At 67.3% G+C, this 21,564-nt stretch carries 21 protein-coding genes; 14 read left to right on the top strand and 7 right to left on the bottom strand.

The features are described from left to right. Window positions 1-4 precede the first annotated feature (4 nt). From AC1DEM_RS02380 to AC1DEM_RS02370, 3 genes are all read right to left on the bottom strand, one after another. Complete coding sequence (locus AC1DEM_RS02380; protein WP_476882937.1) at window positions 5-2,041, bottom strand: acyl-CoA dehydrogenase family protein; 2,037 nt, start codon at window positions 2,039-2,041, stop codon at window positions 5-7. Window positions 2,042-2,104: 63 nt separating this feature from the next. Beyond that, window positions 2,105-2,443 carry a hypothetical protein gene (locus tag AC1DEM_RS02375; protein WP_476882936.1) on the bottom strand — a complete coding sequence of 113 codons (339 nt, stop codon included), beginning with the start codon at window positions 2,441-2,443 and terminating at the stop codon, window positions 2,105-2,107. Window positions 2,444-2,648: 205 nt separating this feature from the next. Further along, window positions 2,649-3,032, bottom strand: a complete 384-nt coding sequence (locus tag AC1DEM_RS02370) for a PepSY domain-containing protein (RefSeq protein ID WP_476882935.1) — start codon at window positions 3,030-3,032, stop codon at window positions 2,649-2,651. A gap of 183 nt (window positions 3,033-3,215) precedes the next feature. On the opposite strand from AC1DEM_RS02370, the gene AC1DEM_RS02365 reads away from it, so the two are divergent. The 9 genes from AC1DEM_RS02365 (at window position 3,216) to AC1DEM_RS02325 (ending at window position 15,493) form a co-directional block, all read left to right on the top strand. Then, window positions 3,216-4,688, top strand: coding sequence for a DUF3375 family protein (locus tag AC1DEM_RS02365; RefSeq protein ID WP_476882934.1), 1,473 nt, complete (start codon window positions 3,216-3,218; stop codon window positions 4,686-4,688). Window positions 4,689-4,690: 2 nt separating this feature from the next. Further along, complete coding sequence (locus AC1DEM_RS02360; protein ID WP_476882933.1) at window positions 4,691-5,650, top strand: DUF4194 domain-containing protein; 960 nt, start codon at window positions 4,691-4,693, stop codon at window positions 5,648-5,650. Next, window positions 5,647-9,162 (top strand): ATP-binding protein, encoded by a 3,516-nt coding sequence (locus AC1DEM_RS02355; RefSeq protein WP_476882932.1) that lies wholly within the window; start codon window positions 5,647-5,649, stop codon window positions 9,160-9,162. Before AC1DEM_RS02360 ends, AC1DEM_RS02355 begins: the two co-directional genes overlap by 4 nt. A gap of 178 nt (window positions 9,163-9,340) precedes the next feature. Next, on the top strand, window positions 9,341-10,447 hold the full coding sequence (locus AC1DEM_RS02350) for an iron-siderophore ABC transporter substrate-binding protein (protein ID WP_476882931.1): 1,107 nt from the start codon (window positions 9,341-9,343) through the stop codon (window positions 10,445-10,447). A 9-nt stretch (window positions 10,448-10,456) separates the two neighbouring features. Further along, entirely contained in the window at window positions 10,457-11,524 is a 1,068-nt protein-coding gene (locus tag AC1DEM_RS02345; RefSeq protein WP_476882930.1) for a FecCD family ABC transporter permease, read from the top strand. Window positions 11,525-11,607: 83 nt separating this feature from the next. After that, window positions 11,608-12,630, top strand: a complete 1,023-nt coding sequence (locus AC1DEM_RS02340; protein ID WP_476883231.1) for a FecCD family ABC transporter permease — start codon at window positions 11,608-11,610, stop codon at window positions 12,628-12,630. A 1-nt stretch (window position 12,631) separates the two neighbouring features. Further along, window positions 12,632-13,462 carry an ABC transporter ATP-binding protein gene (locus tag AC1DEM_RS02335; protein WP_476882929.1) on the top strand — a complete coding sequence of 277 codons (831 nt, stop codon included), beginning with the start codon at window positions 12,632-12,634 and terminating at the stop codon, window positions 13,460-13,462. Next, on the top strand, window positions 13,459-14,502 hold the full coding sequence (locus tag AC1DEM_RS02330; RefSeq protein ID WP_476882928.1) for a siderophore-interacting protein: 1,044 nt from the start codon (window positions 13,459-13,461) through the stop codon (window positions 14,500-14,502). The genes AC1DEM_RS02335 and AC1DEM_RS02330 overlap by 4 nt, the downstream gene beginning before the upstream one ends. A 136-nt stretch (window positions 14,503-14,638) precedes the next feature. Continuing rightward, window positions 14,639-15,493 carry an SGNH/GDSL hydrolase family protein gene (locus AC1DEM_RS02325; protein ID WP_476882927.1) on the top strand — a complete coding sequence of 285 codons (855 nt, stop codon included), beginning with the start codon at window positions 14,639-14,641 and terminating at the stop codon, window positions 15,491-15,493. An 11-nt stretch (window positions 15,494-15,504) separates the two neighbouring features. Here the strand turns inward: AC1DEM_RS02325 and AC1DEM_RS02320 are convergent, their stop codons facing one another. Next, window positions 15,505-15,792 (bottom strand): YciI family protein, encoded by a 288-nt coding sequence (locus AC1DEM_RS02320; protein ID WP_476882926.1) that lies wholly within the window; start codon window positions 15,790-15,792, stop codon window positions 15,505-15,507. 103 nt (window positions 15,793-15,895) lie between these two features. On the opposite strand from AC1DEM_RS02320, the gene AC1DEM_RS02315 reads away from it, so the two are divergent. Together AC1DEM_RS02315 and AC1DEM_RS02310 are read left to right on the top strand one after the other, a co-directional pair. Next, the gene (locus tag AC1DEM_RS02315) at window positions 15,896-16,375 is read left to right on the top strand and encodes a MarR family winged helix-turn-helix transcriptional regulator (protein ID WP_476882925.1); all 480 of its coding nucleotides are present in this window, start codon (window positions 15,896-15,898) and stop codon (window positions 16,373-16,375) included. A gap of 74 nt (window positions 16,376-16,449) precedes the next feature. Further along, window positions 16,450-17,211 (top strand): SGNH/GDSL hydrolase family protein, encoded by a 762-nt coding sequence (locus AC1DEM_RS02310; protein WP_476882924.1) that lies wholly within the window; start codon window positions 16,450-16,452, stop codon window positions 17,209-17,211. A gap of 9 nt (window positions 17,212-17,220) precedes the next feature. Here AC1DEM_RS02310 and AC1DEM_RS02305 read toward each other — a convergent pair whose 3' ends face one another. The 3 genes from AC1DEM_RS02305 to AC1DEM_RS02295 are packed head-to-tail and all read right to left on the bottom strand — an operon-like array spanning window position 17,221 to window position 19,947. Beyond that, window positions 17,221-17,973, bottom strand: a complete 753-nt coding sequence (locus AC1DEM_RS02305; RefSeq protein ID WP_476883230.1) for an FAD:protein FMN transferase — start codon at window positions 17,971-17,973, stop codon at window positions 17,221-17,223. A gap of 40 nt (window positions 17,974-18,013) precedes the next feature. Next, window positions 18,014-18,508 carry an FMN-binding protein gene (locus AC1DEM_RS02300; RefSeq protein ID WP_476882923.1) on the bottom strand — a complete coding sequence of 165 codons (495 nt, stop codon included), beginning with the start codon at window positions 18,506-18,508 and terminating at the stop codon, window positions 18,014-18,016. Further along, window positions 18,505-19,947: a ferredoxin reductase family protein gene (locus tag AC1DEM_RS02295; RefSeq protein ID WP_476882922.1), complete on the bottom strand. Its 1,443-nt coding sequence runs from the start codon at window positions 19,945-19,947 to the stop codon at window positions 18,505-18,507. The genes AC1DEM_RS02300 and AC1DEM_RS02295 overlap by 4 nt, the downstream gene beginning before the upstream one ends. A 502-nt stretch (window positions 19,948-20,449) precedes the next feature. Between AC1DEM_RS02295 and rpmB the strand changes: the two genes are divergently transcribed. The 3 genes from rpmB to rpsN are packed head-to-tail and all read left to right on the top strand — an operon-like array spanning window position 20,450 to window position 21,163. Beyond that, window positions 20,450-20,686 carry a 50S ribosomal protein L28 gene (gene rpmB, locus AC1DEM_RS02290; RefSeq protein ID WP_011693744.1) on the top strand — a complete coding sequence of 79 codons (237 nt, stop codon included), beginning with the start codon at window positions 20,450-20,452 and terminating at the stop codon, window positions 20,684-20,686. Then, window positions 20,686-20,853: a 50S ribosomal protein L33 gene (gene rpmG, locus AC1DEM_RS02285; RefSeq protein ID WP_003798558.1), complete on the top strand. Its 168-nt coding sequence runs from the start codon at window positions 20,686-20,688 to the stop codon at window positions 20,851-20,853. Before rpmB ends, rpmG begins: the two co-directional genes overlap by 1 nt. A gap of 4 nt (window positions 20,854-20,857) precedes the next feature. Further along, complete coding sequence (rpsN, locus tag AC1DEM_RS02280; RefSeq protein ID WP_026266887.1) at window positions 20,858-21,163, top strand: 30S ribosomal protein S14; 306 nt, start codon at window positions 20,858-20,860, stop codon at window positions 21,161-21,163. Window positions 21,164-21,564: the final 401 nt, after the last annotated feature.

Below are 21,564 nucleotides of genomic sequence, written 5' to 3'. Positions count from 1 at the left end.
GCCGTCAGCGGTACTTGCGGTGCAGGTCTTCCCGGACCGAGGCGCGCGGTCCGGCGGCCGCGATCCACGGCCCGGTCCCTTCTGACTGGTCAAGGACCCCGGCCTCCAACCAGGCGTAGTCGCCGGCCAGGGTCTTGCGGGACAGGGCGTGGTCGGCGTCGTCGGTGTTCCGCCACAGACGGTCGAAATATTCGTCGACCCGAACACGGGACTGTTCGCAGTACGCCTCGGCGAGTTCGTAGGCGGAGGCGCCTCTTTCGGGCTGCGTCCGCAGCAGCATCTCGGCCCGGGAGCAGCAGGCCGCCATGGCAAATAGCTCCGCGCCGATGTCTACGATCCGGCCCAGGAACGCCTGCTTGTGCTCAAGCTTCGCCTGCCAGCGGCCCATTCCGTAGAAGGTCTGCCGTGCGAGGCGCCGGGAGGAGCGCTCCACGTAGCGGAGCTGTTTGGCGAGCCTGCCGAAGTCGCTGTAGGACCGCGGATCCATGCCCGCGCCCGCCACGAGCTTGGGCAGCCACTTCGCGTAGAAGCCGGAGGCGCCTACGGCGGCCCTCGCCTTGTCCGACAGCCGGGCGTCCTCCGAGGCGAGGTCTCCCGCGGCCGCCAGGTGCGCGTCCACGGCTTCGCGGGCGATCAGCAATTTCATGATTTCCGAGGACCCCTCGAAGATCCGGTTGATCCTCATGTCGCGGAGCTGCTGTTCCGCGGCGACGGCGCGCTCGCCGCGGGCCTCGAGCGAGTCCGCCGTTTCAAAGCCCCGGCCTCCGCGGATTTGCACGAGCTCGTCCGCGATGAGGCAGCTGATCTCCGTGGACCACAGCTTGGCCAGGGCCGCCTCGATCCGGATGTCCTTCTGGCCGGCGTCCGCCATTTCCGCGGAGAGTTCAAACACGGCGTCCAAGGCGAAGGTGCTGGCCGCGATGAACGCGATCTTCTTGCCCACGGCCTCATGCTGGCCGATCGGCCGACCCCACTGGGTGCGGGCGTTGGACCATTCGCGGGCGATCTTCAGGCTCCACCGGCCCGTGGCGACGCACAGTGCGGGGATCGAGAGCCGGCCCGTGTTCAGTGTGGTGAGCGCGATCTTCAGGCCCTGGCCTTCCCGGCCCAGCCGGTTGGTGGCGGGGACCCGGACCTGGTGGAAACGGGTGACGCCGTTTTCGATCCCGCGGAGCCCCATAAAGGTGTTGCGGTTTTCCACAGTGATACCGGGGGAGTCCATTTCCACCACGAACGCGCTGATGCCGCCTTTGTGGGCGGTCCCGTCGGCATCGGTGTGCGGCGGGACGAGGGCCATCACCACAACCAGCTCGGCGATGACGCCGTTCGTGGTCCACAATTTGACGCCGTCCAAGACATAGGACTCACCGTCGTCGGAGAGGACGGCCGTGCTGCCCATCCGGGCGGGATCGCTGCCGACGTCGGGCTCGGTCAGCAGGAAGGCAGTGATGGCTCCGGCGGCGCAGCGGGGCAGGTATTCCCGCTTCTGGGCAGCAGTGCCGAATTCTTTGACCGGTTCCGGGACGCCGATTGACTGGTGCGCGGACAGCAGCGCGCCAAGGCTCGGGTGCACCGAGCCAAGCACGGCCAGCGCGCGGCCGTAGTACACGAGGGTCAGGCCCAGTCCGCCGTATTCGCGGGGAATCTTCATGCCGAAGGCGCCGAGCTCGGCGAGCCCCTTGAGATAGTCGTCCGGGATCCGGTCGTCCCGTTCGATGGCGCGCCCCGACATCGTCCGGCAATAGTCGGTCAACCGGGCCATGAAGGCCTCGCCGCGTTCGACGTCGTCGGCGGGGGCCTCGGGCCACGGGTGGATCAGGCTCAAGTCGAAGCTGCCAAGGTAGAGGCCCTTCGCGAAGCTGGGCTGTGTCCAGCTGGTCTCGCGGGCGGCCTCGGCGATGGCCCGGGCGTCGGCGGCCGACGCGTCGGGGCCGATGTGGTCCGGCGCCCCGGCGGTCTCCGGCGTCGCGGTGCCTGGTGTCAGAGAGTCGGGTGTTGGAGAGTCGGGTGCGGTGGCGGGGTCTTCGATGGCGGAGCTCATTGGGCATCTCCTCTAACCGGGTGGCCGGCTCGAGCCCTGGATCCGCCGCGGGTGGAGGACCCTTCAGCTGTCCCGCAATACTACTCGCGGGTAAGTGCCTGTGCTAGGGGAAGCCTGACCCGGATGGTCGGGCCGGAAGTCCGCGCCGAAGTCGACCTGGAAATCGGCGGGCAATTCCACGGTTGAGGCGTGGTGGACCAGCCGGTCCCAACCGTAGTTGATGCCGTGAACCAGGCCAACCACCGCGCCGGCTACGAGGTACCAGGCGAGCCGGCCCACGCCGACCAGAACCATGGCCGCGAACGCGGACACCATCATGAAGGCGCCGATCACCAAGGCGAACACGAGGGTTCCAATCACCACCATCGTGCCCGTTTCCACTGCGCTTAGGTCGAACTGCATTCTTCCCCCTGCACCATCGCTTCGGTTGAATCAGTAGCCCGAGCGTAGGGTGCAGGAGACGTGCTGAACTAGGGCCCCATGGACGATCGCGGCCTCTTGATACGGGATCGAAATGCTACCGAGGCGTAGGTCACGGCACGGTTGCGGCAGCCTCACCAATCACAGGTGACACACCGGACGTCAATGCCATGAATGCTTCCCTGCGTCAGTCCTCGTCGGGTCCGGGGGCGCTCTGGCTCACCACTTGGAAGTCCGCTCCGAGGGCCACGTCCACCTGGGTTCCGTCGTTGAGGCGTACCTCGACCTCATAGGCCGCGCCGGAGTCGTCGTCGCGCTCCACTTCGGTGACGCTGCCCTGGCCAACTTTCGCCAGGGCGGCGCTGGTTGCCCTGGCGCGGTCGGCGTCGGTGAGCGCCGGTCCGTCGGAATCGCCATCCAGGGCAAGCTTTCCGATGCTGGCTGTCAGGTCGTCCGGGCTCAGGGAGGGAAGATCCCGGTCTTGTCGGATTGCCCCGGCCGCAATCGAAGCTCCCCCCAGCATCACTGCTGCAGAGGCCGCCCCCGCGATCCACATCGTTCTCTTCCGCATGATCGTCTCCCTTCAGCTGGTCATTCCAGTTTGCTCCGACGCGGGGGAGCGCACAACGAAGAATGCTGCCCGGGCCTGCGTTAACGGCCGGGGCCCTGCGTTAACCTTGTAGCTGGCAGTTTTTCGATTCCGCCGCCCCGCAGCACCACCCCCAACCATCCCCTGGCAGCCGAAGGAGAGTGCGTGTCCCGCTCCGCCGTGTCATCAGCCGACGCCATCAGCGCCCGGCTCCGGGACCTCGAGCTCCTCACCAAAGGACCTGCCTGGGCGCTGACGCGCTCGGCGCCGTGGGTGATCGCCGTGCTCCAGGCCTCCTTCACCCGCACCCGCGCCCAGCTGCCGCTGGAACAGTTCCACGCCGACGTCGACGCCTTCCTCGAGCAGCTCCGCCGGCAGGAGCCCGGCACCGGAGAGCAGCAGGGCGGTTCGGCCGGCGGCGCGCTCTCAGGAAAAAAATATGCGGACGAATGGACCCGCAAGAACTTCCTGACGCGCCGGAACCAGTCTGGCCAGATCGTCTACGAAGTCACCGAGCCTGCTGCCCGCGTCCTGGCCTTTCTGGACAGCCTGTCCAGCGAGCGGTCCACGCTGAACGGCTCCCGGCTCGGCACACTCCTCGGCGATGTGGAAAAGCTCGCCAACGAGACCAACCCCGACCAGACTGCACGGATTGAATCCCTTGAAGAGGAGATCGACGAGCGCCGCCAGCTGATGGAGGACATCAGCTCCGGGGACTTCGACGGACTGCTCGATGACGACGAGGCCGTGGAGGCTGCCGGCAACATCCTCGATCTCGCCGCCAGCCTGCCCGCGGACTACAAGAAGATGCGTGACCGGATTGAAGAGCTCGTGGGGGAGCTGCGCAACCAGATCATCGAGGAATCCCTCAGCAAGGGCGCCACCATGGCGCAGGTACTCGAGGCCGACAAGCGGCTGCGGCAGAGCCCCGAAGGCCGGACGTTCCGGTCCTTCACCGCGTTCCTGGAGGACCCGCAACAGCAGCTGAGGTTCCGATCGGCGATCGGGGAAGTGCTGAGCCGGCAATTCGCGGATGAGCTCAGCCAGGACGAACGCGAGACCCTCAAGAACCTCGTGGCCGAACTCCGCAGCCAGCACAGCCAGATCCAGAGGATCTACGGCAAGCTCAGCGAGAGCCTCAACACCTACGTCCAAAGTGACGACTTCCGGCAGTCGGTCCGGCTCCGCAGGGTCCTGCGGGAGGCCGAGCAGGCGATCCGCTCCCTCCCCTACGAGCGCGAACGGCCCGGCCTGGTCCGCGGGCCGGTGTTGTTCAGCGCCGGCTTCGAATCCCTGGCCATGGTCAAGCTCTTCGACCCGGACGAATTCGCCGCCCCGCCCAAACTGGCTGACCCCATCGCGTTCTCCGACTCGGACCGGGCGCGCTCGCCCCGGTCCGCCAAGGCCAAGCCGGAAGCCATCCGCGCCGCGCTCGTGGGGGCCACCACCCTGACCGAGGCCTGGGCGCAACTGCCAGCCGGGGAACGCCACATCAACTCCATCCGGGCCCTGCTGTCGCAGACCCTCCACGACGGCGCCGGCTTCGACCGCGGCGCCTGGGGCCCCATCGAATTCGAACAAATCGACGGCACCACCCGCACCGCCTACCTGCCCGTCGTCACGCTCGCAAAGGATTGACCATGACTGAAGAGACTGAGACTGAGACTGAGACTGAGACTGAGACTGAGACTGAGACTGCGACTGCGACTTCGACTGCGACAGAGACTGCGACAGCCGATCTGCCCCCTGTGCCCGCCGACAACGACGGCGGCCACGTCCGGAGCGACCCCTTTACCGTCACTCCCCGGGACACGTTCGTCGACGGCGCCGCCCTCTTCCCGGGCGATACCGGCGTGCTCCCGATGAAAGTCCGGCAGGCGCTCGTGAAGCTGCTCAAGGGCCCATACATCGACGGCGGGCGCGACGAAAAACTGTGGACCACGCTCCTGGACAACCAGCTGATCCTCCGCAGCCGCCTCTCCGAACTTTTCCTCACGCTGCAGCTGGACCACGAACGCAAGGTGGCCGTCCTGCGCCCCGTGGACCCCGAGGCGATCGGCGGCAGCACCCGTTCCAGCATCCTGCGCCAGCAACGTGCCCTGAGCCGGGTCGAAACCATCGTCCTGCTCCGCCTGCGCCTGCTCCTGGACCGCCACGTCACCGCCCAGACAGACCCCACGATCACGCGCGAGGAAATCGCCGAACTCGTGGCCCACTACCAGCCCACCGGCCAGCAGGATGCCCTGCGCGATGCCGACGTCGTCAATCGCGCCATTACCAAGCTCCTGGCCCGCCAGCTCCTCCTCGCCACGGGCCTGGACGAGGTCTACACCATCTCCAACGCCCTCCCCCTGGCCCTCCCGTTCGAAAACATCGGCGACATCCCGGCCCAAATCGAAGCCCTCATCGCGGCCAGCACAGACCAGTCAGGCACCGAGCCACTCCTGGAGCTCGATGCAGATACACCGGCAAGCACGGATGACGACCCGGACGACGACGGTGATGCCGCCCCGGGGGCGGCATCACCGTCGTCGTCCCCCAAAGCGGCATCACCGGCCACGCCTGACGCAACCACGGAAACGAACGAGGCAGCCCAGTGAGCCTCGCAACCATGCTGCCCATGGGCGAGCTCACCAACCCCGGCCAGATGCGCCTGGCCCTCGTCCAGGTGGTCAACTGGGGCACGTTCCATGGCGCCCACACCATGCACGTGGACCGCAACGGCACCCTGCTGACCGGCAACTCGGGCGTCGGCAAGTCCACGCTGTTCGATGCCATGCTTCGGGTCTTCGACGCCCGTCCCCGCTCCAACGAAGCCGCCGCGCAGCGGGCCGGCGGCGCTGTAGAGGACAAGCGCACCACGTTCACGTACATGCGCGGCAAGGTGGGCGACAAGGCGGTGGGCGAGGGCTCCGCGAGTGCGTTCCAGCGCCCCGGCGCCACCTGGTCCGCCGTCGCGCTCACCTTTGACAACGCCGCCGGCACCCGGGTGACGGTATCGGCGCTGTTCGACCTGCCCAAGAACGGCACGGAATCCAGCGTCGGCCGGTACTACATGATCGACAACAAGCCCCTGGACCTCGCGGCGATCGAGGGCATCGCGGAGAAGCGCTTCACCAAGTCCGCGCTGGACGCGATCTTCCCGGACGCCCAGATCTTCGACGTTCACAAGGCCTTCGCCGAACGCTTCCGCCGCCTCCTCGGCATCAACTCGGATCAGGCCCTCCCGCTGCTGCGCGTCATCCAGGCCGGCAAGGGACTCGGCGGCAGCGTCAACACCTTCTTCCGCGACCAGGTCCTCGATGCCCCCGCCACACTTGCGGCGGCGGACGACGTCGTCGAGGAATTCAGCAACCTCATGTCCATCCGGCAGCGCCTCGAGGACGTCCGGCAGCAGCGCGACCAGCTGGCGCCCGTCCCCGGGCTGAACAAGGAATACGCGCAGGCGCTGCTGGACGCGAACCGGCTGCGGGACCTAACAGGTGAGGAATTCGAGGCCTACAAGCAGCAGCTCGCTGTCACGGTCCATGAGAAGACCCTGGCCCGGTTGAAGGAGCTCGCCCAGGCCAAGGCCAGTGACCTCGCCGCCGAACGCGCTGTCCGCGACGGCTTCGCCAAGGAGCTGCGCCAGCTGGAGGGGGAGTACAACAACCAGGGCGGCAACGCGATTTCCGCGATAGAGCAGTCCCTGGAGAACGCCCGGGTGGGGCTCAAGCTCCGGCAGGAGGTGGAGGAATCGACCCGCAAGGCGCTGACCGACGCCGGGCTGGAACTCCAGTGGTCGGCCGCCGGCTGGGAACGGGCCCACGAGCACGCCGCGGCACGCTCGGCCGAGCTCCAGGACGATTCCGAGGCACTCAAGGAACTGCGCTTCGAGGCCTTTGACGGCCACGCCACCCGGAAGCGCGAACTCGCCGCGGCCCAGCAGGAGCTCGTCTCGCTGAAGACGCGAAAGTCGCTGCTGCCGCCGTCGAGCATTGAAAACCGCAGCGCCATTGCGGCCGCCACGGGCGTGCCCGAGGAACAGATGCCCTTCGGCGGCGAGCTGATCGACCTCGCCGAGGGCCAGGAACAGTGGCGCCCGGCCGCCGAGCGCGCGCTGCGGAGCCTGGCCACCACGCTGCTGGTCCCGGGCGAGCACTTCGCGGCAGTCACCCGGTACCTCAACGATCACTCCGTGCGCGGGGCGCTGCGCGCCGTAGACGTCTCCCGGCCCCTGGCCGGCGGCGCGCTGGCTGTCGAGGACGTGGCCGACGGCGATCTGCTGACCAAGCTCCGTTTCCTCACCGACGCCGGCCTGGCCGCAGGCGCTCACGCCGATGCCCTTGGGCAGGCCAGCGCGTGGCTGCGCGAACGGATTGCCCTCGACTTCGCCTACCCGTGCGTGGAAGACCCGGACCAGCTCGCCGGCCTGGACAAGGGCCTGAGCCTGGGCGGCGTGGTCAAGCGCAACCGCCACACGGTGGAAAAGGACGATCGCTTCACGTCCCGGCAGGACTACGTCCTCGGGTTCGACAACGCCGCCAAGCTCGAACTTGTGGCGGCCCAGGTTGAGGACCTGCAACAGGCGCTGGCCAAGGCCGCCGAACTGGCGCAAACCAGGGAAGAGTCACACCAAGGCATGACCCGCCAGCTCGATGCCCTGCGCCGCGTGGCCGATGACCACCGGACCTGGGAGCAGGTCTCGGCCGCGGTGGCCGCGGAGGAGCTCGCCCGGATCGAGCAGCGCCTCAAGGACGCCCTTGCCGCGCAGGCGGACCTCGAACCGCTGCGTGCCAGCATCGAAGCCGCGCGGCACAGGCACCAGTCCAGCACCGAGGCCGCGGCCGTGCTGCAGAGCGAGTACAAAGCCCTCGATGCGCGCATGACCGCCGCTGATTCGCTGCTCGACGCCGCCCGCAGCCGGCTGGCCCAGGCGCCGCCGTCGGACGCCGGCGTTGCCGCGCTGGAACCGTACTTCGCCGGCTTCGGCGACGTCCTGGAGATGCACGAACTCGACAATCTGGCCAACCAGGTCCGCACGCGGCTCCTTGCGGAACTGCATGGGGCCGAATCCCGCGGGCAGGCCACTTCAGAGCGTCTCACCCGCATTTTCGAGGGCTTCGTCCGTGAATGGGGCACGGCGATTTCCGCGGACCACGGCACCTCGATCGGCGCCGCGGGGGAGTTCGAATCCCGTTACCACGCGATTGTCAGCGACGGGCTGCCCGCCCAGGAGGCTGAATTCCGGCAGTTCTTCAACCAGCGGACCCACGAATCCTTCAGCACCCTGTTGCACCTGCTGGACGAGGAGCGCCGCGCCATCACCAGCCGCATCCTGCCGCTGAACGGAATCTTGTCCGAGGTCAACTTCCACGAGGGCAGCTTCCTGGAACTCGATATCAAACAGACGCTGCCCGCGACGGCTAAGCAGTTCAAGGACGCCATCCAGAACGCGCTCAAGGTCCGGCATACCCGGCCGGGCAAGACGGTCACTGCGGCGTCCGGGGCGGCGACGGACGACGACGCCGAGCTCACCACGCGCTACAAGTCGCTCGAAACGCTCGTGAAGCGGCTCGGTTCGCAGACTCCGGAGGACCGGCGCTGGCGCGCCGAGGTGCTGGACGTCCGCGGCCACCTGTTCATCCAGTGCAAGGAGCACCGCGAAGTGCAGAGTACCGGTGCCCACAGTGCCGGCCCCAAGGGGGCGGGGAAGGGCCAGAAGAAAACCGAGGTCTACATGCACGCGGACACCGGCTCCATGTCCGGCGGCGAGCGGCAGCGCTTCACCGCGTTCATCATGGCGGCGGCGCTGAGCTACCAGCTGGGCATCGCCGAGCAGGGGTTCACCACCTACGGCACCGTCATGATGGACGAGGCCTTCGTGCTCGCCTCGGAGGAGTTCGCCGGGGCGGGCATCAAGGCCCTGCACGAGTTCGGCTTTCAGCTGCTGCTGGCCGCGCCGGAGAACGTGATCGACCTCTCCCGGCACCTGGGATCGGTGACGGAGATCCTGCGGGACAAACGCACTAACCGCTCCGGCGTCCTGACGGCGCCGGTGATTGCCCCGCGTGCGGGGACCGAGGGCATCTGGCGGTCCGAGGCGAACCCTGTGGACATCGTCCTGCGCTGACCACCACTCCACTCCAAGGCAACGCGGGGTCACTTATAGCCCATAAACGCCACCGTTATGGGCTATAAGTGACCCCGCGTTGTTTGCATTGAGACAATTACGTTACTCAAACCTTTCTTAATTATTCAAAGGATAGGCTAGCCTTACTTAGGTTTGGATCACTTACCTAAGGAGTTCCGTGGCTTCCGCCGTCTTCCCCCGTTCCGCCGGCCGCCCAGCCGGCCGCAGCCTCCGCAAGACCGCAGGGCGGCCCGCAGCTCTTCTGGCCGCCGTCGCGCTTACCCTGACCGCTTGCTCCACCGGCCCGGCAACCTCGACGGCGACGGACGCCCCCAGCCAGCCGGTCAGCATCGCTTTCCCGGTCACCATCAAGCACCTCTTCGGCGAGACCACCATCAAGGAACAACCCAAGCGCATTGTGACCGTTTCCTGGGTCAACGACGATGTCGCCATTGCCCTCGGAGTGGTTCCCGTGGGCGTCCCCAAGAACGAATGGGGCGGTAATGACAAGGGCTCCACACCGTGGAAGGACGCCGCGCTGGAGAAGCTCGGCGCGGGCTTCGGCTCGGCGAAGGCCCCCGTCCAGTTCTCCGAGGCCGACGGCATCAACTTCACCGAGATCGCCAAGCTCAATCCGGACGTCATCCTTGGCGCCTACTCCGGCCTGACGGCGGAGGACTACAAGAAGCTCAGCGAAATCGCACCCGTCGTGGCCCAGCCGGAGATCGCCTACGGCACGTCCTGGCAGGACTCCGCCACCATCATCGGCAAGGCCCTCGGCAAGGAAGCCGAAGCCGACAAACTGGTCTCTGACACCGAGGCCACCATCAAGGACAAGGTCTCCAAGTACCCGCAGATCACCGGAAAAACCTTCATCTACGGCAACCTGGAGCCGGACAAGAGCGACGGCGTCAACGTCTACACGGCCAACGACAACCGTCCGCGCTTCCTCAGCGAGATCGGCATGAAGCTCGCATCCGTCGTGGAGGAGAACTCCAAGGGCTCCAAGGAATTCTTCATCCCCTGGTCCGCCGAAAAGGCCAACGAGCTCACCTCGGACATCTTCGTGACCTGGGTGCCGGATGCGGCCACCACCGGCTCCATCAAGGCCGACCCGCTCCTGGGCCAGATCCCCGCCATCAAGAGCGGCGCCCTGGTTGCCGATTCGAACAACACGCTGACGCTGTCCATCTCCGCTTCCTCACCGCTGAGCCTGCCCTGGTCACTGGACACGTTCCTGCCGCAGCTGGCCACCGCAGCGGACAAAGTCACCGCAGCGAAGTAACACCCTCCCATGACGAACAGTACGACGACGGCGCCCGCCGCCAGCGCGGCCGGCGCACCCCAGGCCCCCACCGGGAGGAAAGCCCCCGCAACGCAGGCCGCCTGGCTGCTGGCCGCCGTCGTCGTACTTGTTCTGGTCTGTGCAGCGTCCCTGACCGTCGGCGCCCGCGGGGTTCCCCTCGGCACCGTCTGGCAGGCGCTGACGCAGTTCGACCCCACCGACGGCAACCACGCCGTCATCCACGCCCGCATCCCGCGCACCGTGCTGGGCCTGCTGGCCGGCGGCGCCCTCGGGCTGGCGGGCGCGGCCATGCAGGGGGTGGCCCGCAACCCCCTCGCCGACCCCGGCATCATCGGCGTCAACGCCGGCGCCGCCCTCGCCGTCGTCACCGGGATCTACGTCTTCGGCGTTTCGACCCTGACCGGCTACATCTGGTTCGCGTTCATCGGCTCCGCAGCAGCCGCCGTCGCCGTCTATCTGATCGCCTCCATGGGACGTGACGGGGCGACGCCGGTCAAACTGGCACTCGCCGGCGCGGCCCTGAGCGCAGGGCTGTATTCGCTGATGAACGTCGTCCTGGTCTCCAGCCAGGACACCCTGGACCGGTTCCGTTTCTGGCAGGTCGGCGGGATCGCCGGCCGGGACTGGTCGGTGGTGCTGCCCGGGCTGCCGTTCCTGGCTGCCGGGGCACTGATCGTCCTGTTCACCGGGCGGATCCTGAACAGCCTCGCCCTCGGGGACGACATCGCCCGAGGCCTGGGCCAGCGCGTCGGCCTGGCCCGCGGCGTCACCGCGCTGGGCATTGTGCTGCTCTGCGGCTCCGCCACGGCACTGGCCGGGCCAATCGGATTCGTCGGCCTGGTGGTTCCGCACGCCGTCCGCTTCCTGACCGGCCCGGACTACCGCTGGATCCTGCCCTTCTCGCTGGTCCTGGCACCCGTGCTGCTCCTGCTCTCGGACGTGGTGGGCCGTGTCATCCTGCTCCCCGGCGAAGTCCCCGCGGGCATCATGACGGCCCTGGTGGGTGCGCCCGTCTTCGTGTGGCTGGTCCGCCGCGGGAAAGGGGCAGGGCTGTGAGCCAGGCAGACCTCGCCAACGTCAGGCACGAGCTCGGTGGCAGCGCCCCCGCAGAGCACCAACCGGCCGGCAATGCCCGGTTCATGAGCCGGACGGCCCTCCTGGCCTTCGCCGTCGTGGTGCTCCTCGCTGTCAACATCCTGCTGGGCAGCTACACCGTCACCATCCCGGACTTCTTCAGGATCCTCACGGCCCACCTCACCGGCGGCGAGAAAATCCCCGGCGCCAGCTTCATCGTGATGGAGAACAAGCTCCCGCGGGCAGTCATCGGCACCATGATCGGGATTGCCTTCGGGCTCTCGGGCATCCTGTTCCAGACCATGCTGCGCAACCCGCTGGCCAGTCCCGACGTCATCGGCATCAGCTACGGGGCAAGCGCGGCCGCCGTCACCGCCATCGTCGTTTTCGGGGCCTCCGGAGCGGCCGTTTCCGGCGCGGCGCTGTGCGGGGCCATGGCCGTAGCGGTCTTGATCTACACGATCTCCCGGAGCGGTTCCCTCGGATCAGGCGGCGGCAACCGTGGCAACGCGGCCGGGAGCCGGCTCATCCTGGCCGGCATCGGCATCGCCGCGGCACTGAACGCCGTGGTCAACTTCCTCATGACACGGGCGGACATCCGCACCGCGTCCGAGGCCCTGATCTGGCTGAACGGGTCCCTGAACTCCGCCAGCTGGGACCGCGCCGGCGTGCTGGCACTGGCGCTGCTGGTCCTCGTGCCCGCCGTCGCCGTCCTCGCCGGACCGCTCCGGATCCTGGAACTGGGAGACGACGCCGCCGCCGGACTCGGCATCCGGGTAGGCATCACCCGGCTGGGCGTGGTGGCCGCCGCCGTCGCCCTGGCCGCCGTCGCCACGGCCGCCGCCGGGCCTGTGGCGTTCGTGGCCTTCCTGGCCGGCCCCATCGCGCGCCGCTTCACCGGCACGTCCAGCCTCCCGGCCGCCGCGTTCGTCGGGGCCCTAATTGTCCTCGCAGCGGATTACTTCGCCGCCAACATCGCCCCCCTGCTGCTGGACGGCACCGTCCTGCCCGTCGGCGTGGTCACCGGCGCGCTGGGAGCCCCGTTCCTGCTGTGGCTCCTGGTCACAGCCAACCGAAAGGACGCCTGACATGGCAGTTCTCAACGCCAAGGACCTGACGCTGCAGTACGATCAGCGCCGGGTGGTGGAAGACCTCACGGCGGAGCTCCCCGAGGGCAAGGTGACAATGATCGTGGGCGCCAACGCCTGCGGAAAGTCCACGCTCCTCCGCGGCCTGTCCAGGCTGCTGAAGCCGGCCGGCGGTACCGTGACGCTCGACGGCAAGGACATCCATTCCCGTCCAGCCAAGGAACTCGCCCGCATCCTCGGCCTGCTCCCGCAGCACCCCGCCGCCCCCGACGGCATCCTGGTCCGCGACCTCGTGGGCCGCGGCCGCTACCCACACCAAGGTTTCTTCCGCAGCTGGAGCGCGGCCGATGATCTAGCCGTGCAGCGCGCGCTCGAAGCAACCGAAACGCTGGAGCTTGCCGAGCGCAATGTCGACGAACTCTCGGGCGGGCAGCGCCAGCGCGTGTGGATCGCGATGGCGCTTGCCCAGGAAACCGAGGTGCTCCTGCTCGACGAGCCCACCACCTACCTGGACCTGGCCCACCAGGTGGAGGTCCTGGACCTGATCACCGACCTGAACCGGCACCGCGGCACCACCGTGGCTATCGTCCTGCACGACCTGAACCTGGCGGCCCGGTACGCGGACCATGTGATTGCCATGAAGGGCGGCAAAATCGTGGCAGAGGGCACCGCCACCGACGTCGTCACCGAGGACTTGGTCCGTGACGTCTTCGGCCTGGACTCGCGGGTGCTGCCCGATCCCATATCCGGCACGCCGCTGATCATTCCGCTTGGCCGGCACCACACCCATTTCCCAAAAGCCGAATCAGCAACCCTGGAGTTGGTCCCATGAGGGCAGTTAACAGCAGCGCAACCACCCAACCGATGACTTTGGCGCTCGGCGTGACGGTGGCCGCGGTGCAGCAGCTCAGCCCCAATTTCCGCCGCATCACCTTCGGCGGGTACTCCCTGCGTGACTTCGGCGTCCACGGCGAAACCCTGGACCTGCGCGTGAAGCTGATGATCCCGTCCCTCGCCGAGGACGGCACCCAGCTGCCGCTGCCGGTGTTCCAGATGGAGCAGTCCGGCTGGTACCAGGAATGGCTGGCCATGGATCCGGCGACCCGCGGCTCCATGCGCACCTACACCGTGCGGCAGGGACGCCTCGACGCCGTCTACCCGGAGATCGACGTCGACTTCGTGCTGCACTTCGATGCCGCCGGCAACGGCGGACCCGCCGCCAACTGGGCCCTGAACGCCAAGCCCGGCGACGCCCTCACCATCATCGGACCCAACAACCGGGCCGCGCACTGTGTCACGGCGGAGACCTACTCCGGCATCGAATGGCGGCCCGGCATGGCCCAGCGGGTACTCCTTGCCGGCGACGAGACCGCTGTTCCGGCCATCAGCGCCATCCTGGAAAGCCTCCCGTCCTACATGAGCGGGCACGCGTTCCTTGAAGTCCCCGAGGCCGGCGACTTCCTGGAGCTTGAGTCGGACGCCGACGTCGAAATCACCTGGCTGGCACGCGGCGCCTCGATTGGCCGCTCACGTCCGCACGGCGAACTGCTGCAGGAGGCGGTCCGCGCCGCTGTTCCCGAGCCGGGCTGGGTGGGCTTCAAGGCCGCGGCCGGTGGAGCCGGCCCCGAACCCGATGACGTCAACGTGGACCAGGACATCCTCTGGGAAACCCCCGCCCGGATGGACTCCGCGGCGATCGGAGCCAGCAAAAACCCGGGCAAGCCCGCCGGGGCCCTGCCGTTCTACGCCTGGATCGCCGGCGAAGCGGCCACCGTCAAGGAGCTGCGCCGGTACCTTGTGCGCTACGTGGGGATCGACCGGAAGCAGGTGGCGTTCATGGGGTACTGGCGGCAGGGGAGAGCCGAGCTGTAGTTTTCGGCGGTGCCGTCCGCCTGTTCTACCGGGCTTCCGCCCCGGACCGTTGCTTTGCCATGCGGGTCTCGGGGCGGTCACCTTGGGTTAACTTGCTCTTTCCCTGCCCGTTTTTTGAGGTGGTTAGGGTTTTGGGGTGGCTTCATTTCCTTTGCTTCCGGATCGGGGTGGGCGGCGCGTCTTTGTTGCCTTGGGGGACTCCTTCACCGAGGGTGTGGGGGACTACGATCCCCGGTTCCCGAACGGCGTGCGGGGCTGGGCGGACCGGGTCGCGGAGAAGCTGGCCAAAGCGCAGCCGGGGTGGGAGTACGCCAATCTGGCCATCCGCAGCAAGCGGCTGCGCCACATCATCGGTGAGCAACTCGGTCCTGCTTTGGCCATGGAGCCGACGCTCGTCACCCTGTACGCGGGCGGCAACGACATCCTGGATTTCGGCACGGACATCGGCACCCTCATGGAGGACTACGAGTCCGTCGTGGCTGCGCTCGCCGGCACGGGGGCCACGCTGGTGCTGTTCACCGGCTTCGACGTCAAGGTCTCCGCGCTGCTGGAGCCGCTGAAGAAGCGCAACGCCTTCTACAACCGGCGGGTCCGCGAGATCGCCGGCCGCTACGGCGCGGTGCTGGTGGACTACTGGCGCTTCGACGCATTCCATGACCCACGGATGTGGGATTCGGACCGGCTGCATATGTCCAAGGCAGGCCACAAATACCTCGCCTCACAGGTCCTGGACCACCTCGGCGTGCCCCACAAGATCAAGCCCAAGGAGTTGGAGCCGCCGGTGAAACCGGGCCTGCGGGAGTGGGAACGCCGGCAGCGCCGCTGGGTCCACGACTGGGTGCTGCCCCTGTTCGGACGCAAACTGCGCGGCGTCACCCTCGGCGACCAGCTCCGGCCGCGCTGGCCCGAACCCGTGAGGGTCCCCCGCAAGGGCGGCCTGAAGAAGCTACTAAAGAATCAACGCGCCGGGAACCAGGCCAGCGCCGGGTAGCCGCCAGGGACTCAGCTGTCCAGCAGGTTTTCGTAGCCCGGAGCCACCCTGTTGGCATGGAACTCCATGACCTCGAAATCAGCCACACCATTGACGTAGAACGGGTCCTTGGCCAGGGCGGCATCCAGGCTGGCCCGGTCCGCGTTGGAGAGCAACAGGCCACCGGTGCGGGGGATTTTGCGCCCCGCGACCATGAAGACGCCCTCGTCGAAGGCCGCCTGCAGCCACGTGACATGCGCCGCAAGATGGAACTCCACGATGTCGTCGGGGACCTTGTATGTCAGGGAGACTACGTACATGCGGCCAGCCTACCGGTACCCGGCTGCGGGCAGGCGGGAACTTTTCTGGAATTCCCCAGCCTGAAGTTGAATCGTCAAGCTTCCAGTCTCCTAGAATGTAGCCATGACCGAACCCCGCTGGCTCAACGCCGACGAACGCCGGGCCTGGCTTGCCCAGCTCAGCATCAACACCATGCTGCCGGCAGCCCTGGACACCCAGCTCCATGCCGCGGGCAAGCTTTCCCTGTTCGACTACAACGTGCTGGCGATGCTTTCGGAGACCGAGGGGCGTTTCCTGCCCATGAGTGAGCTCGCCGCGCGCACCAGCGCCTCCCTGTCCCGGCTCTCCCACGTTGTCACCAAGCTGCAGAACCGCGGCTGGCTTGAGCGGCGGCCGCACCCCGGCGACGCCCGCGTCACTACGGCGCACCTGACCGATGTTGGCATGGAGACGATCGTGAAGCTTGCCCCGGGCCATGTGGAGGCGGTCCGGTCACTGTTCCTCGACGCCTTGGGCCCGCAGGACGTCGCGGACCTGGCCCGGATCGGCGAAAAAATCGTGGCCCGCCTCGACGACGACCACTGGATTCTGCGGGACATCTAAGCACCAATGCTGAATGCGCCGCCGTCGGGCATCCCGTCTTTGTTGCTCGCGGCAACTGCTGGCAGACTTGACCCATGGATTTCACGTCCCGCTACGTAGCCCTTGGAGACTCCTTTACGGAAGGCGTCGGCGACGACGACCCCACCCGGCCCAATGGCGTCCGGGGCTGGGCGGACCGCGTGGCAGAGGGGCTCGGCGCCGCCGACCCGGACTTCGGGTACGCGAACCTTGCCATCCGCGGCAGGAAGCTCCGCCAGATCATGGCCGAACAGGTGGATGCCGCCGTCGCACTCAAACCCACCGTGGTCAGCATCTACGCCGGCGCCAACGACATCCTCCGGCCCAAGGTCGACATCGATGACCTGCTGGCCGACTACGACGCCGGGATCCGCAAGCTCACGGCCACCGGCGCCACTGTGGTGATGTTCACCGGCTTCGACGCGAGGGGCTCCAAGATTTTCGGCACCATGCGCGGCCGCACGGCCATCTACAACGAACTGGTTCGTGGCATCGCCGGAGACAACGGTGCCCTGCTGGTCGACTACTGGCGTTTCAGCGAGTATTACGACTGGGGCATGTGGGCCACCGACCGGATGCACATGTCCGCCGCCGGCCACGCGAACATGGCCAAGCGCGTCCTTACGGTCCTGGCCCACGAGCACTCGATAGACGTCCCGCCCATGACTCCGGTCCCTGAGTTGAGCCGAGTGGACGCCCTCCGTGCGAATGCCCGATGGGTCCGCGAATTCGCCGGGCCGTGGGTTGTCCGGCGCGTCACCGGCAAGTCCTCCGGCGACGGACTGGAACCGAAGTACGGCCAGCTGACCCACCTCTAGAACGGCAACCTAGCCACGGAATCCCGGCGTCGCGAGCAGTTCCCCGGTGCGGCGCACGGCGAGCACATCGATGTCCCAGCCGTCTGTGGCCCGGTGCAGCATTGCCGTCCCGCCCGCAACGATCGCCGTGGCCAGCACATCGGCCGTGACAATGTCTGCTGCGGCCACGGAGACCTGGGCGAACTCGACGCCGCGGGAGCCCGCAGTCCAGATGTGGTCCCCCCGCTCCGCCGAGCCCGACGTCGCGAGGGCGCACCGGGTGCCAGGCCCGCCCAGCCCGTAGGCGGAAAGCAGTGCCGAGCGGTCCAGCGGGTCAACCACCCCGGCCGCCCACGCGGCTCCGCTGCCCGGCACGGGCGAGCCCATCACCAGCACGTCGCCGCCGGCATTCAGGCACCAGTCGGTGATCCCCCGGCTCCGCAGCGCGGCACCGGCCTGCCCGATCGCGTAGCCCTTGATGATCCCGGAAAGATCCAGCACGCCGTCGGGCCGCTCCGGGGAGAACGCGCCCTCCGTCATGAGCCGCCAGCTGAGTGCATCCGCGTAGCGGTCCCGCATCCCGGCGGATGCGCCCCGCAGGGAAAGCTCCCCGCGCGCCAGCCGGCTGGCCTCGGAATCGGGACGGTAGAGGCTGAAGGTCTCATCCGCGCGGGCAAACACCCGTTCGACGGCGGTGGCTGCGGTGTCGAGCTCAGCACCACCGTCGCCCGCTGTTACCGGGATGGCCCCGGACGGAACTGTCAGGCTGATGACGGTGCCCATGGAGCCGAAGGTCCGGGCCTTCAGAGCGGAGCCGCCCAGCTCAGAGGTTGGCTGCATCGAGGGCCGCCTGAAGGGAGTTCAAGTACGCGTCGGAAGTCACCGTGGCACCGCTGATGGTCTGCACGTTCGCGGACTGCGCTTGGAGCACCTCGTCGCGCAGGAGCGGGGCTGCCTCGTTGCTGATCTGCACCGACCTGCGTTCAGCGTCGGTCAGCTGCAGTGCCGTGACATCAGTGATCTTTCCGGCCTGAACCGTGATCTGGACCTGGACGGAGCCGAACCTGGTCTGGACCACCGAGCCGGCGTACGTCCCCACGGCCTTCGCCGAGGCCCCCGTGGCGCCCGAGGCCCCCGTGGAGCCCGCGCCAGACGAGCCGGACGAAGCTGATGAGCCGCCCGTGCCCAACGCTTTGGCGCCGGTGGCCGCGCTCGCGACGGAGCTGCTGGTATCGGCTATGTGGACGCCCGACTGCCAGCCTGCAATGAGGATGCCGGCGGAGGCCAGGGCTGCTGAAACCGCGGCGCGGGTTCTCACCAGTCGAACCTTTCGTAGTGGAGTTGGTCTTCCCGGACGCCGGCGTCGCGGGCGTCCTCAAGCACGCTTTGCGCCCAGGCGGCGGGGCCGCAGACGTACACGTCAGCCTCGGCGACGTTCGGGTCAAAACTGGCCAGCCGGTGGCCGGCACGCGCGGAGCCCTCCGGCAGCCAGGTCCGGACACCGGCCGGGCGGGAGCCGGTCAGGTGGAAGAGCGTGGCTCCGCGCTGCTGGCAGAGGGCGAGGATTTCCTCGCCCAGGTAAAGCCCGGATTCGCTGTGCCCGCGGAGGATGACAGTGGCGTTCCCGGGCTGGAAGGGCGTGCTTTCCAGCAGGGCGCGGATCGGGGTGATGCCAATCCCGGCACCGACTATCACCACGTGGTTTCGGCTCCGCGCGGCCGTGCTGAACAGCCCGTAAGGACCCTCCAGCGCCACCTTGGTGCCCGGCCTCAGCGCGGCCAGCTGAGCCGAACCCCGGCCCAGGTTGCGGACGGTGATCCGCAGCGTGCCCTGGCCGGCGGCGTCGAAGTGCACGGGTTCGGCGGACAGACTGAACGGGTGCGGATGCCACCACAGGCCGGGAGCCAGGAACCGCCAGATGAAGAACCGGCCGCCGCTGCCTGCCAGCTGGTCCAGGCCAAGGCCGGACATCTCGATGCTCACCACCCCAGGCGCCACCCGTACCACCCGCTTAACGGTCAACTGGTGCCTGAACGTTGCCACCAGGGGCTGGGCCACGCGGTAGTAGAGCAGGGCGGCGCCGGTGGCGATGCACAGTGCCAGCCAGTACCAGCGCTGCCAGGTGCCCTCGGCAAAGAGACCGCCCACACTGAACTGGTGGGGGATCGCGGTCAGGACCGCCGCGTACGTCAGGAGGTGGACGGCGTACCAGAATTCATAAGGGAACCGACGTCGGACGGCCACGAGGGAGGTCACGACGACGGCGATGAACAGGAGCATGGAGATATAGGCCAGCCACATGTCCGGTACCAGGACCCACAGCGCAACCGACTCACTGACAGGGTCCAGCCCTTCGGCCATGCCGTAGCCGATCGCGATGAGGATCCCGTGGGCGAGCAGGAGGTACAGGGCAGGCTTGCCCAGCTTGCGGTGAAACTCAAGCGCGCGGTCGTGGCCGACGGTGTGGTCGATGACCGGAATGCGGGCTGCCAGGAGCAGCATGAGAAGCACCAGATCCATGCCTGCGAGGCCGGCCACAATCCCCAACGCGGTGAAGGAGCCGGCCGCCGTCGAGAAGCCGGCAATGCCGCCATCGGCCAGCCACAAAGCGACGGCGCCCGCCAGGGACGCCCAGAAAAGGACCGTCAGCAGGTCCGTTCTCAGCAACCGCCGCCGGTGCTGTCCCCTGAAGGGGTTCGCAGCGCCACCGGAGCGGCGGCGAACCCCGGGACGGCTCGTCAGAAGTTGTGTGTTCATGCATCCAGAATCGTCTCTCTGCCTATCATTTGGCTGTGAAAATGCTTCGTCAGGCATATGACCTCGGCGCACCCCGCCCGTCTGCCCGGACGGGCTGACGGCCGCTGCCCCATACACCATTCATTGACGGATTGGTCTTTAAATCGCCGAACTCGTAGACTTGGTAGGCGCTAGGTGGCGCGGAGCGTGCGCAATTGCTCCGGTTGGCAGGACTCGTCTGAGAAATCGACGGTCCTGCAGGCCGGTAGTTAGGGGCTCAAGTTGCGCGCATTCCTGTATTCGCCCAGCATCCCGGCACTTCGCAATGGCTGTCCAAGGACCGTCACCGTCAGGTGCCCGTGGCCCACAATCTTCGCCGCAGTGAGGAACCAGACGGTTTGTGCCGTCTGCTTCAATCCCGCGGAATCGGTGATTGGGGGCGGGAGCCGGATGCGGACGCCGCCTAACGCACGGTCAGCGGGAACTCCGTTAGCCGTTTCATATATTTTTGAGGAGAGTCGTCATGGCAGCACACTGCCAGGTGACCGGAGCCGAGCCGGGCTTTGGACACAGCATTTCGCACTCGCACCGTCGCAACAAGCGCCGGTTCGACCCGAATATCCAGAAGAAGCGCTACTGGGTTCCGTCCCTGCGCCGCAACGTCACGCTGCAGGTCTCTGCTCGTGGCATCAAGACCATCGACGTACGCGGCATTGACGTAGTCGTCGCCGCCATCCTGGCACGAGGAGTGAAGCTCTAATGGCAAAGGATAAGGACGTACGTCCGATCATCAAGCTGAAGTCGACCGCGGGCACGGGTTACACCTACGTGACGCGCAAGAACCGTCGTAACGACCCGGACCGACTGGTTCTGAAGAAGTACGACCCCAAAATCCGCCAGCACGTCGAATTCCGAGAGGAGCGCTAAACACATGGCTAAGAAGTCAATGATCGCTAAGAACGAACAGCGTAAAGTCATCGTCGAGCGTTACGCTGCAAAGCGCCTCGAACTGAAGAAGGCCCTGGTTGATCCCAACTCAACCGACGAAGTACGTGAAGCTGCTCGCCTCGGCCTGCAGAAGCTGCCCCGCAACGCCTCACCGGTACGTCTGCGTAACCGCGACATCATCGATGGCCGTCCCCGCGGTACCTTCCAGAAGTTCGGCATCTCCCGTGTTCGCTTCCGCGACATGGCTCACCGCGGTGAGCTCCCGGGTATCACGAAGTCTTCCTGGTAATTCAGTAGTCCTGAAGCCAGTGGCTTGAAGGAGGGCCGGCAACCGTTTGGTTGCCGGCCCTTTTTGTGTTTAAGGCACCGATTGCGGGTGCCTGGGGCGCTCTGGGTGGTCCGAGGTCCGCCGCGGTGCTGCGTCGCCGGCTGCGGCGGGGTTGTTCCTTTGTTTCGTGCCTGCGGTGTTGGTGGGGGCCGGCGGTGTTGGTTGACTGCGTGCTGGTTGTGGTGATGCACGGCATAGTTGGTGGTTGTGGTGCCGGGGTGCCGTTTGGGGGTCGGGAGCGGTGTTCTGCCGCGGATTTCCGGGGTTGCGGGGTGGTGGGGCCGTGGCCGGGGGTGGAGTTGCGGTGGGGCGTGGGTGGGTGTATTGTTTTCTAAGTCGCCGAGAGGGAGACCAGCGAGAAG

This window comes from Arthrobacter sp. 05T420, from assembly GCF_056396305.1.
The sequence above is the reverse complement of the archived record's forward strand: the minus strand, read 5'-3'. Positions and strand labels throughout refer to the sequence as shown.

Coding starts and splice junctions, on each gene's coding strand:
- rpsN (WP_026266887.1), top strand. CDS start 20,858: ATGGCTAAGAAGTCAATGATCGCTAAGAACGAACAGCGTAAAGTCATC.
- rpmB (WP_011693744.1), top strand. CDS start 20,450: ATGGCAGCACACTGCCAGGTGACCGGAGCCGAGCCGGGCTTTGGACAC.
- AC1DEM_RS02320 (WP_476882926.1), bottom strand. CDS start 15,792: ATGTACGTAGTCTCCCTGACATACAAGGTCCCCGACGACATCGTGGAG.
- AC1DEM_RS02370 (WP_476882935.1), bottom strand. CDS start 3,032: ATGCGGAAGAGAACGATGTGGATCGCGGGGGCGGCCTCTGCAGCAGTG.
- AC1DEM_RS02340 (WP_476883231.1), top strand. CDS start 11,608: ATGAGCCGGACGGCCCTCCTGGCCTTCGCCGTCGTGGTGCTCCTCGCT.
- AC1DEM_RS02310 (WP_476882924.1), top strand. CDS start 16,450: ATGGATTTCACGTCCCGCTACGTAGCCCTTGGAGACTCCTTTACGGAA.
- AC1DEM_RS02295 (WP_476882922.1), bottom strand. CDS start 19,947: ATGAACACACAACTTCTGACGAGCCGTCCCGGGGTTCGCCGCCGCTCC.
- AC1DEM_RS02380 (WP_476882937.1), bottom strand. CDS start 2,041: ATGAGCTCCGCCATCGAAGACCCCGCCACCGCACCCGACTCTCCAACA.
- AC1DEM_RS02375 (WP_476882936.1), bottom strand. CDS start 2,443: ATGCAGTTCGACCTAAGCGCAGTGGAAACGGGCACGATGGTGGTGATT.
- AC1DEM_RS02345 (WP_476882930.1), top strand. CDS start 10,457: ATGACGAACAGTACGACGACGGCGCCCGCCGCCAGCGCGGCCGGCGCA.
- AC1DEM_RS02360 (WP_476882933.1), top strand. CDS start 4,691: ATGACTGAAGAGACTGAGACTGAGACTGAGACTGAGACTGAGACTGAG.
- AC1DEM_RS02335 (WP_476882929.1), top strand. CDS start 12,632: ATGGCAGTTCTCAACGCCAAGGACCTGACGCTGCAGTACGATCAGCGC.
- AC1DEM_RS02315 (WP_476882925.1), top strand. CDS start 15,896: ATGACCGAACCCCGCTGGCTCAACGCCGACGAACGCCGGGCCTGGCTT.
- AC1DEM_RS02330 (WP_476882928.1), top strand. CDS start 13,459: ATGAGGGCAGTTAACAGCAGCGCAACCACCCAACCGATGACTTTGGCG.
- rpmG (WP_003798558.1), top strand. CDS start 20,686: ATGGCAAAGGATAAGGACGTACGTCCGATCATCAAGCTGAAGTCGACC.
- AC1DEM_RS02305 (WP_476883230.1), bottom strand. CDS start 17,973: ATGGGCACCGTCATCAGCCTGACAGTTCCGTCCGGGGCCATCCCGGTA.